Annotated in this window: 9 protein-coding genes and 1 tRNA gene; 2 read left to right on the top strand and 8 right to left on the bottom strand. The window is 55.5% G+C overall.

Annotation, left to right across the window (positions count from 1 at the left end):
• Positions 1-13: 13 nt before the first annotated feature.
• Positions 14-1,588, bottom strand: coding sequence for an ABC transporter substrate-binding protein (locus ABIC79_RS03555; protein WP_112151785.1), 1,575 nt, complete (start codon positions 1,586-1,588; stop codon positions 14-16).
• Between the two features lie 143 nt (positions 1,589-1,731).
• Here ABIC79_RS03555 and ABIC79_RS03550 point away from each other — a divergent pair, with 143 nt between their 5' ends.
• Positions 1,732-2,382, top strand: a complete 651-nt coding sequence (locus tag ABIC79_RS03550; protein WP_112151786.1) for a DUF1028 domain-containing protein — start codon at positions 1,732-1,734, stop codon at positions 2,380-2,382.
• A gap of 297 nt (positions 2,383-2,679) precedes the next feature.
• On the opposite strand, the gene ABIC79_RS03545 is transcribed toward ABIC79_RS03550, so the two are convergent.
• A tRNA-Asn gene (locus ABIC79_RS03545) sits at positions 2,680-2,755 on the bottom strand.
• 151 nt (positions 2,756-2,906) lie between these two features.
• Positions 2,907-4,115, bottom strand: a complete 1,209-nt coding sequence (locus ABIC79_RS03540; protein ID WP_354566575.1) for a pyridoxal phosphate-dependent aminotransferase — start codon at positions 4,113-4,115, stop codon at positions 2,907-2,909.
• Positions 4,116-4,318: 203 nt separating this feature from the next.
• Between ABIC79_RS03540 and ABIC79_RS03535 the strand changes: the two genes are divergently transcribed.
• Positions 4,319-5,521, top strand: coding sequence for a glutamine amidotransferase-related protein (locus ABIC79_RS03535; protein ID WP_126124755.1), 1,203 nt, complete (start codon positions 4,319-4,321; stop codon positions 5,519-5,521).
• Between the two features lie 59 nt (positions 5,522-5,580).
• On the opposite strand, the gene ABIC79_RS03530 is transcribed toward ABIC79_RS03535, so the two are convergent.
• The 5 genes from ABIC79_RS03530 to ABIC79_RS03510 form a co-directional block, all read right to left on the bottom strand.
• Positions 5,581-6,501 carry a dihydrodipicolinate synthase family protein gene (locus tag ABIC79_RS03530; protein WP_013574984.1) on the bottom strand — a complete coding sequence of 307 codons (921 nt, stop codon included), beginning with the start codon at positions 6,499-6,501 and terminating at the stop codon, positions 5,581-5,583.
• A gap of 34 nt (positions 6,502-6,535) precedes the next feature.
• Positions 6,536-7,720, bottom strand: a complete 1,185-nt coding sequence (locus ABIC79_RS03525) for a M24 family metallopeptidase (RefSeq protein WP_126124756.1) — start codon at positions 7,718-7,720, stop codon at positions 6,536-6,538.
• Positions 7,717-8,814, bottom strand: coding sequence for a mandelate racemase/muconate lactonizing enzyme family protein (locus ABIC79_RS03520; protein WP_354566574.1), 1,098 nt, complete (start codon positions 8,812-8,814; stop codon positions 7,717-7,719). Before ABIC79_RS03520 ends, ABIC79_RS03525 begins: the two co-directional genes overlap by 4 nt.
• Before the next feature lie 10 nt (positions 8,815-8,824).
• Entirely contained in the window at positions 8,825-9,988 is a 1,164-nt protein-coding gene (locus ABIC79_RS03515) for a M20 family metallopeptidase (RefSeq protein ID WP_112197726.1), read from the bottom strand.
• Between the two features lie 83 nt (positions 9,989-10,071).
• Positions 10,072-10,815, bottom strand: a complete 744-nt coding sequence (locus tag ABIC79_RS03510; RefSeq protein WP_013574988.1) for an amino acid ABC transporter ATP-binding protein — start codon at positions 10,813-10,815, stop codon at positions 10,072-10,074.
• Positions 10,816-10,819 lie beyond the last annotated feature (4 nt).

The raw sequence follows: 10,819 nt of genomic DNA, 5'->3' as shown, positions 1-10,819 counted from the left end.
AGTTTCTCTCCGATTACTGTTTGGTTACCCGGTTGAGCAACAGATTGAAATTCGGTTGCAGTGCGAAGTGCTGAATTCGTGTGGAGGTTACGGCGTTCTGTTTCCAGTTGGCGACGAAAATCCACGGTGCATCGTCATGTACGAGCTGCTGCACCTGCCTGTAAAGCGCGGCGCGCGTTGCGGTGTCTGTGGTCATGCGCGCTTGTTGCAACAGATTGTCCACCTGCGGATTGCTGTAATAACCGGAGTTAAAACCGCCTTTTTTCGGCCAGGCGTCGGTGCGTAGCGTCAGGAAAGGTAGGGTGTCAGGGTCGTTGGTCATCCAGGCCATTTCCGCCATATGGGTGTGATTGTCCAGACCGGCATTAACCTTCGATAGATAGGTATTCCACTCATAGGTCTGGAGCGAAACATTCAGACCTACTGCTTTCAGGTCAGCCTGAATGGCGGTGGCCATCGGGATGGGATCCAGCATGCCTGATCCCCCCTCGGCGACGTAGAAGGTCAGCGTTGTCCCTTCTGCTCCGGCGGCTTTCAGCAGTGCGCGGGCTTTAGTCGGATCATAAGGATAGGGCGTCACCTCTTTATTGGCCGCCCAGTTAAAGGCGCGGGGGATCGGGCCCTCGGCTACGTCGGCCGAACCCTGCAAAATTTTATCTGTCAGCGACTGTTTATTGATGGCGTAATTCACCGCCTGCCTCACCCGCACGTCGTTAAAGGGTGGCACTTGTGTATTGAGCATCACGTACCAGACGTGTGGGCCGGTAGTCTGGTACAGGCGGAAGCGGTCACTTTTCTCCTTGAACAGTTTCACCGTGTCAGGAGGCACTTCTACCATTGCATCAATGCCGCCGGAAAGCATCTCGGCGACCCGCGTATTACCATCGGTGATGGGGCGGAACACCACGTTTTGTACCGCAGGTTTACCGTCCCAGTAATCACTATTGGCCGTCACCACCACGCGCTGATTGGCTTTCCATTCTGCAAAGCGGAATGCGCCAGTGCCGACCGGGTGACGGCCAAACTCTTTGCCGTATTTTTTCACTGCCGCTGGTGACACGATAAGGCCGGTTGGCGTGGCGAGGTTGGAGAGAAACGGTGAGAACGGCTCTTTCAGCGTAAAGACCAGCGTATTTTGGTCCGGTGTTTCGATGTTTTTTATCGAAGAGAAGAAAAACGACAACGGGAAAGGCCCGGTGTCATGCCACGGATTTTTATCATCCAGCATACGGTCAAAGGTAAATTTCACCGCATCGGCATTAAACGGTGTTCCGTCCTGAAATTTCACCCCCTCGCGCAGATAAAAGCGGTAAGTAAGGCCGTCGGGACTGATTGTCCAACGGGTGGCCAGCGCCGGTTCGATATCCAGTTTCCCCTCACCGTTACGCACCAGTCCGTCGTAAACGTTCACCAGAATGCGCGAGTCGTTGGCTGCGGTAGCAACCTGTGGATCCAGCGATTGTGGCTCAGCCACCTGACCAATCAACAGCGCATCCGCAGGGGTTCTGGCCTGCACCTGAGCCTGCCACGACAGCGCAAAGAGACAAAAACAGATTGGCATAAATGACTTTTGCAAAGCTGGCAGCATATCGACCTCGTCGCTTAATAAAACGCTATGTGGAAACCTCAGAAAAAAATCAGGCGTTGTCCTGTTTATTATTTATGCGTATAAATTAACTGAATTGCAATAATTTATACGTATAAATTTAACCAGACTGTCGCGGAGTACTTATGACTTTTTCAATCGTGGCGCGGGACCCACACTCAGGTGCGGTGGGTGTCGCCACCGCTACCGCTGGCCCTGCCGTGGGTGCATTGGTGGTACACGGACGTGCGCAGACCGGCGCGATTGCCACCCAGGCAATGACCAATCCACTTTACGGGGAGCGGGGTCTGACGTTGTTACAGCAGGGGGCCGATGCGGCATATACATTGAAAAACCTGCTGGCGCAGGATGCGGACGCTGCCCGAAGGCAGCTACTGATAGTCGATAATCAGGGCAATACGGCGCAGTGGAGCGGGGCAGATTGCGGAGTCTGGGCCGGAAGCATCGCGGGGCATCAATGTGTCGTCGGTGGGAATTTACTGACTGGGGAACGAACGCTGTTTGCGATGCTGGAAAATTATCACCTGCAAACTGACCTGCCGCTGGCCGACCGCCTTCTGGGGGCCATGAACGCCGGTGCGCAGGCCGGCGGCGACCGGCGCGGGCTTAAATCTGCGGCGCTGAAAATCTGGTGCGACCGCCAGTATGCCAGCGTTGATCTGCGCGCTGACTGGTCCGATGCGCCGTTGGAGGCGTTAGCGGAGATTCTGCAACAGACGCGCTCTCCTTCTCATGCCGATTTTTTTTCCGCCTTACCGAAAGGCCAGCTGCGTTAATCAGTCATAAGATTGCATAAAGGTACAGGCCATGAGAATCAGAAACATTAAAGGGTTTTGCGGGTGATTTTAATTTGCGGATTTTTGAGTCGTTAAGAGATATTTGGGGGTCACTGTGTCATCGAACTCACCTGACCCCAAATCTGACCACCAAATTTTCCCGGCGCCGAGGGAAAACTGAAAATGCATCAGGACTATTTTCACACTCACTGATTGCATCAACGCCATACAGGCCCGGGCTCCGGGCATAAAAAGCAAAAATCCCGCTTAAGTTTCCTTAAGCGGGATTTTCTAATTTGGCTCCTCTGACTGGACTCGAACCAGTGACATACGGATTAACAGTCCGCCGTTCTACCGACTGAACTACAGAGGAATCGTTGGAACGGGGCGAATAATAGCGACTGCCCCGTGGCATGTCAAAGGGGAAACTGAATAAATGTGTGCGTTTGCTGATACTTTAGCCAAGTTGTTGAGAATAGAGTCAAAAAGGCCCGTTTTCATATTGAAGCAGGCCTTTTTCGGTCTTAACGCAATTCACGACAAGCGCGGGTGATTCGCTCGCAGGCTTCCTGCAACCGGTTGTCATCGATGGCATAAGCAATACGCAAATAACCCGGCGCACCAAAAGCAGAACCCTGAAGCGTGGCGACATGGCCTGATTTCAGCAGATAAGCTGCAAAATCTTCATCTGTTCTGAGAATATCGCCTGAAGGTGTCGTTTTACCTGACATCCCCTGACAATTAGCGAAAACGTAAAATGCGCCCGGCGGCGTTTCGGCACTCAGGCCGTCAATGGCATTCACGCAGTTCATGATCAGGGCGCGACGGCGCGTCAGGATGTCGATCCAGTCCGCGATGAATGCATTGCCCTGTTCCAGAGCGGCAACAGTCGCGGCCTGAGAAATGGAGCTGGGGTTGGAAGTGCTTTGCGACTGCAAAATTTGCATGGCAGAAATCAGCCACGCGGGGCCGCCCGCATAACCCAAACGCCAGCCGGTCATTGAATAGCCTTTAGAAACACCGTTTACGGTCAGGATCCGCTCTTTCAGACGAGGTTCGACTTCGGCGAGTGTGGCGAAAATACCGGGCACAAAACAAATTTGTTCGTAGATGTCGTCTGCCATCACCAGCACCTGCGGATGCTCCAGCAGAACGGCGGCCAGTGCGTGGAGTTCGTCAGCTGAATAGACTGCCCCGGTCGGATTGTTCGGGGAGTTGAGGATGACCCAACGTGTTTTCGGGGTGATTGCGGCGGCTAAAACTTCCGGCTGCAATTTCCAGCCATCACTTTCCAGACAATGAACAATCCGCGGTTCACCTTCCGCCAGTGCCACCATATCCGGATAAGACACCCAGTAAGGGGCCGGGATAATCACCTGATCGCCAGACGAAACGGTGGCCAAAAGTGCGTTGAAAATGAGTTGCTTGGCGCCACTGCCCGCGATGACTTCATCCGGGCGGTAGCTGATCCTATTTTCACGATTAAACTTAGTCATGATGGCGTGTTTAAGCGCGGCGGTACCGGCAACGGCAGTGTATTTTGTGTTACCTTGTACAATCGCGTCGATGCCGGCCTGCTTAATATGTGCGGGAGTATCGAAATCCAGCTCACCTTCGCCCAGGTTGATGACATCAGTACCTGCCGCGCTGAGCGCACGAACCTGGTCGGAGATCGCCGCTGTCGGCGAAGGGCGCACGCGACGCAAACGAGGTGCAAGAAATTCAGCAGACATTGTTTCCCCTGTATGAACAATAACAAAATTGTATTATGTGAATCATTAAAACCAATTTAAACTTACCATTCTTCTTTTTGCTTTGCTCATAATTTCTTCGTGCTGAGCGGTATTTTACTGACGGAAACGGCAGGGCAGCGGGTATGGCTGGCGGTGAGCCTGCGGGCTGTCTGAACTTTTCATTTATATTTCAAGGTTGTCTTATGGCTTTTATTTTTGTTGCACATGACACACCTGAGCCGTCGCTGTACGGTGCGATGGCGGCAATACTGGCGGCACAAAAGGATTTACCGCTGGCGCATCTGCCGGTGAGCTGGGATACCGCACGCTACCCTGATGCCTGCCAGCACGTCGTTGGTGAAGGGCAACGGGTAACCAGCGGGTTGCTTTGGGCAGAACGGCTGATTTTGCAAAGTGCCGGTAAAGTGATGAAGCTGGAAGAATTGCTGAAGACGTATGGCACCGGGGATGTGGTGATCCCCCTCGGGCCAATGCAGATCATTCAGTTCACTCAAATTGCACAGCAGGTTCGCGAAAACGCGTTTGACTATGAATTGATTACGGTTGAGCGCGAAAATCAGGGGTATATGTTCAGGCGGCACGGACTGACGGATGAAGCCGCCGGATGCTGGTGGCGTGATCGTTATGGGCGCTGGATAAATCACGATACGCCGCCACAAACCACCACTTCGCTGCGTATCGCGCTGGTCGGTGCGCAGTCCGAGCAGTGCACGACCTATCCGGCCACGCTCGCTGCGCTGGGTGATGCCGCGGATGCTTTATCCGTGTCGCTTGATATGGTGTATGCCGCGCCCCAGGTGCTGGAAGATCATCTGCATGAGGTGATGGAAAACGTCGATGGTATTTTACTGCCGGGCGGATCCGCGATGTGTAATGTTACCGGACAGATTTGTGCCGCACATTACGCCCTGAATCGCCATATTCCCATTCTCGGCTTGTGCCTGGGCATGCAAACCATGACTACGGCCATCGTGCAGAACATGATGGGTTCTGCGAAAGCCAATCTGGCGGAAGCGGATCCTGATGCTGATATTAAAACTTTTGTGCCGCTGACGAATACGCCAACATTGCCGGTTCACCGCCTCGGGGATCATCGGATGCATTCCCGCCCCGGCAGCCGGTTGCATGAGATTCTTGGCGATGAATTTATCGTGCGCTACAACCACCGTTTTCACCTTGCACCTGAACTGAAACCGGATCTGGAAAATCACGGATTACTGATCAGCGGGACCGATGCCACCGGCAAGATTGCTGACGGAATCGAATTCACCCGCCATCCGTTTTACCTCGGCGTGCAGGGCCACCCGGAGTTGTCATCACTGCCGGTGAAACCTCACCCGTTGCTGATAGCTTTTCTGAAAGCAGCGTCAGCTCAGCACGGATAAATTGACGGCACCATGAAAAATCCCCGCCTGCAAAGACGGGGATTTTTGCTTAAAGCGGGTTACTTCAGGGTGACGCCGGAGCGCGGATCGGCGGCCAGACGGCGCAGTTCCTGCTCCACCAGCCCGATCACATCAGCTTGCAGATCAATCAGCGGGGCGCGGACATGGTGGCCGTCAAAACCGCGCAGGTTCATGGCCGCTTTTACCAGTTGCGGCTGACCGAAACGGCGGGCCAGCGCCCGGTACGGATACCACAGACGGTGCAGTTCGCGTGCTGTGCTGGCATCGCCGCTTTCCAGCGCACGATAGGTTGCCAGAATAATTTCCGGCAGAGCGCCGCTGTTGGTGGTGCTGATGCCGTCAAAACCACACATCATCGGCCCTAAAAATGCCAGATCGGAGGCGCAGAACAGACGCAGACGCCCGCCAAGACGGTTGGCAATCTGATCGATGGCGGTCGGGTTCAGGTCACCTTGTTTGATACCCACCACGCCGTCGATGTCGGCCAGTTGCTCCAGCACTACCGGCGGCAACGTAATGCCGATACCCGGTGCGTTATACACCAAAATACCGGTGCGTGATAACGGTGCCATCTGTTTGAAGAAGCTGATAATTTGCGCGTCGGTCACTTCAGAAACAAACGGCGGCGTGACCATCGGCAGGCCACCCAGATCGCCCGCCAGTTGCGTTAAATCACGCACGACACGGACATCTGAACCTGCGCTGCACAACATCACCGGCACGCGGTCACCGACCACTTCCATCACATGGCGGAACAGCGTGGCGCGTTCGTCGGCGGTCATCGCCGGGAATTCACCGTACGTGCCGCCAATCAAAATGCCGTCATAACCGAGGCCGATGACCCGCTCAATGTTGCGGGATAACCCGGCAAAATCAAACTCGCCGCCCGCCGTAAAAGGCGTCACGGTAATATTAAAAATACCTTTCAGGCGCGCCTGACTTTCACTGATGTCTTTCATTTATTCAATTCCCATCATCTGGTTAAAAGCAAAATCAAAGTAAGGTCAGCGGACGATCCACTGTGCCGAGGGCGCGATAGCCGGTTTCGGTCACCACAATGGTTTCACTGACACCGACGGTGAATTCGCCGTAAATGCGCAATGCAGGCGGAATGTGGAAGGTCATTCCCGGCTGTAATTCGGTGGTGATGCCGTTGTAAAGGCTGAGGATCGCGCCTTCGCCCCAGTCCGGTGCGAACGAAATACCAATCGAATAACCGGTGCGTTTTTTGAAGTTATCGGTATAGCCAGCGCGGTCGATAACGGCCTGACAGGCCAGATGCGGCGCTTCGCATGTCGCGCCCGGACGGATGGCATCGAGTGCAGCCTGCAACGCTTCCTGACAGACTTTTTCCATTTCCAGCGCCACGGCTGGCGGTTTGCCGAGCCAGGCGGAGCGCATCAGGGCCGCGTGATAACGGTCATGAGTGGCGGCCATTTCAAGGAAAATCGGGTCGCCCCCGAGAATTTTACGGCGTCGCCATGTACCGTGCGGCACACCGGTGCGCGGGCCGCTGGAGACCAGCGGTTCCATGCCCATATATTCGGAACCGGCGGCAATCGCTGCCCCCATCATGGCGGAAACCAGGTCGTTTTCTGTCGCACCTGCGGCAATCGCCGCGCGGCCTGCCAGCATGCCGGCGTCAACGTAACGGGCGGCGTGCGCCATTTTTTCCAGTTCTGCGGCTGATTTCACGGCGCGCAGTTGCTCGATAACACCAGCCGCATCGTGGATCGTGCCGATTTCAGCCTGTAAGGCTTCGTATATTGCGATCGGCAGAAACCAGCCGCGTTTATCGATCCCGATCCGGCTCTTCATCCAGCCACGCGTTTTCAGCACATCGAGCAGGAAATTCACCGGATTATCGCCATCGGTATAAATCGCCGCGTCGCGGATAAAGGTGTTGGAGATGAAGTTGAAATACTCAAGCTGGCGGATAACAAACACCGGATCGCCTTCCACCGGCAGTACCAGCGTCTGGAAAGTGTAATAGCCCGGTGTTTGCTGACCTGTCAGGTAAAAGATGTTTTCCGGCCCGGTGATCACCATCACGTCCAGACCGGCTTTCACCAGTAACTGACGCGCCTTCGCCATGCGCTGCCGATATTCTTCTTCGTGAAATGCAGATTCTGCGCCTGGCACGACGCGGCCCGTATCGGGTAATGATGTTGCTGTCATTGTTCAAACTCCTGAATAAATTCTGCCTGGGAAGGGGTGAAGCGGATACCCAGCCCCGCGCCCGGCGGGCTGCTGAGTAACCCCTGATGATAGGAAAGGCCGTAAACCGGGTCGTTACCCAGCCCGTCGGCACCGTAAAGTTCGGCGTAAGCGGGCTGGCAGGCGCGGGCGACGTGCAGGGCGGCGGCGGTAGCGGCACCGCCTTCGTTCATCTGACCAATCATGAAGGGCACGCCCGCTGCCGTAAGACGTCGTGCGGCAGCCATTGTCGGCGCAATGCCGCCCATTTTGACCAGTTTGAGATGCGCCATAATCTTGCCGTTCAGCGCCAAAATGCGTTCTAAATCCGCCTCGCTGCTCATGCTTTCATCGAGCATCAGCGGCACCGGACTGGCTTCGGCCAGCGTCGGATAATAGTGCGCATTAGCGTCAGAAACCGGCTGTTCGAGATAACTCATGTCAAACTTCGCCAGCGAGATTAAATGGCTGCGCGCGGCTTCCGGCTGCCATTGGCCGTTGGCATCTGCGGACAAACTGATTTCGTGCCCGAAACGTCGGCGCAGCGCACTGAGCCGTGCTTCATCTTCTTCGAACGAAGCCACGCCGACGCGCAGTTTAAGCTGTGTAAAACCGCGATCCACATACGCCGTCGCCTGTTGCAGCATCTGCGCCATCGGCGTCCAGAACAGCGTCTGGTTGGTGTGATAACTCACCGTTTCGCTATTATCTGCGCCCGCCAGTTGCGCCACGCTGATGCCTTCCTGACGCGCGATCAGATCATGCAGCGCGATATCCAGCAGCATGCGTGTCGGTGCCAGAAAATCCGCCAGCCGTTGCGGCAGATTGAGCAAAATTGTGCTGGCAGGCTGACTGAGATCCAGTTGCTGCAACGCACGGATCACATCACTCAACACCCGTTCGGCGCTGTAACCATTGAGATACGCCATGTTGATGCGCACTTCGCCCAGCCCGTTGAAGTTTTTGTCTTCAAGCAGCAGATACAAGGTGTCCAGCCCCGGCACACTGCCCGACGAGGCGGTATAAAGTTGCAGATGCGGATACCGCAGGTCGGCGCGATATAATGTCGCTTTCACCGTTTTCCCCTCAGCGTTTGAGCATTTTTAAGGCGACATCGCAGTAAATTTTGCTGCCTGCTACGAATTCATCGATGGGGATAAATTCATCAGGTTTATGCGCGACGGCCAGCGAACCGGGGCCGATGATGATGCCTTTAGTGCCCAGACTGCGAAAATGCACCAGATCGCATCCTCCCTGAAAACCGAACGGGCCGGGTTCAGGATTGCCCTGCGCGGCGCAGGCTTCAACGCCCGCCCGCACAATCGGATCGTCAGAATCGGTTTCGGTCGCACCGCCGGTGGTGGGTTTGTAGGTGATGATTTCACTGCGCACACCGAATTTTTCCTGCGCCAGTTGCAGTAAATCCTGAATTTCCTGTTTCACGGCGTTTTCGTCTTCGCCCGGCACCATACGCCGGTCGAGCAATAATTCGCAGGCGCCCGGCAGCACGTTATCGGCATGTCCGCCGCTAATGCGCGTGACCGTCAGGCTGGCGTTACCGACCAGCGGATGGCAGCGACAACGCACGGTATGTTCATGCGTTTCTTCCACCAGACCGAGCAGTTGCGCGGCACGGAAAATAGCGTTCTCGCCCAGCTCCGGTGTGCCGGAATGCGCGGTGACGCCATGAACGCGAACCAGCGGACGTAAACTGCCTTTGTGCGCCGAGTATGTGGTGTTGGACGTCGGTTCGCCGATCACCACGTAATCGATATGCGCCGGGGCTTCACGCACATAAAACTTCGCGCCTTCGCTGGCGACTTCTTCGTCGGCGACAAAAATCGCCATCAGTGTGCCGCGCCAGTCATTGCGGTTGGCCGCGAGCCAGCGCATGGCTTCGATCATGGCGATCAGCGGGCCTTTAGCGTCGCAGGCTCCGCGGCCATACAACCGCCCGTCGCGTTCGGTGAGGGTGAACGGATCCTGCTGCCAGCCTTCACCGGCCGGTACGACGTCGATGTGGGTATTAAAGGCAAAGCACGGGCCGCTGCCGTTTTCCAGCCTGCCAATCACGTTGGTGCGTCCCGGTGCGTACTCGCTGAGCGTCATGTCGAAGCCGATGTCGCTGAGCATGGCGCTGATAAGCTCTGCGGCCTCGCGTTCACGTCCCGGCGGATTTTCGGTATTGATCGCCACCAGTGCGGCAAGATCGCGTTTCATTCTGCTGATATCGGGCGATGAAAGACTCATCGGTGTCTCCTGAAAACAGTGTTGTGGCAAAAGTCAGGCCCCTGGTGAGGGCGCAATAGGTGTTTTGAGAGTGCTGAAAAGGATCAATGTAAGATTTGATCTAAGAAACGTTGTGCCCGCAGGCTGACATCGCCGCCGAAGAATTTTTCGCCGGTCGCGTTTTCGATGATTTCGCCGTTTTCCATAAAGACGATGTGATTGGCTGCACGTTTCGCGAAGCCCATTTCATGCGTGACCACAATGCTGGTCATGCCTTCGGCGCTGAGATCGGCCATCACGTCGAGCACTTCGCGGATCATTTCCGGGTCGAGCGCCGAAGTCGGCTCGTCAAACAGCATCAGTTTGGGTTTCATCGCCAGTGCACGGGCAATGGCGACACGTTGCTGCTGGCCGCCGGAAAGTTCATCCGGGAACGAATCGGCTTTATCAGGAATTCGTACTTTGCCGAGCAGTTCCAGTGCCTGCGCCTCGGCTTCACTGCGGCTGACGCCCAGCACGGTCATCGGCGCGAGCATGATGTTTTCGGCCGCCGTCAGATGGGAAAACAGTTCGTAGTTCTGGAACACCATGCCGATGTCACGGCGTAATTTATGCGGCTCGATACTGGCGTGGGTGATGTCCTGATTGCGAAAGAAGATCGACCCCCCCTGGATCGGCTCCAGCAAATTGATGCAGCGCAGCAGGGTAGATTTGCCTGAGCCTGACGGACCAATCAGCACCACGGTTTCGCCCTGAACCACATTCAGGGAACAGTTTTTAAGCACGTGTTGTGCGCCAAAATGTTTATCGACGCCGATGATTTCCAGAACCGGTTTGGATTGACTCACGGAC

Source organism: Rahnella sp. 2050, from assembly GCF_040544515.1.
GTDB lineage: Bacteria > Pseudomonadota > Gammaproteobacteria > Enterobacterales > Enterobacteriaceae > Rahnella > Rahnella aceris.
This window is presented reverse-complemented; position numbering and strand designations above follow the sequence as displayed.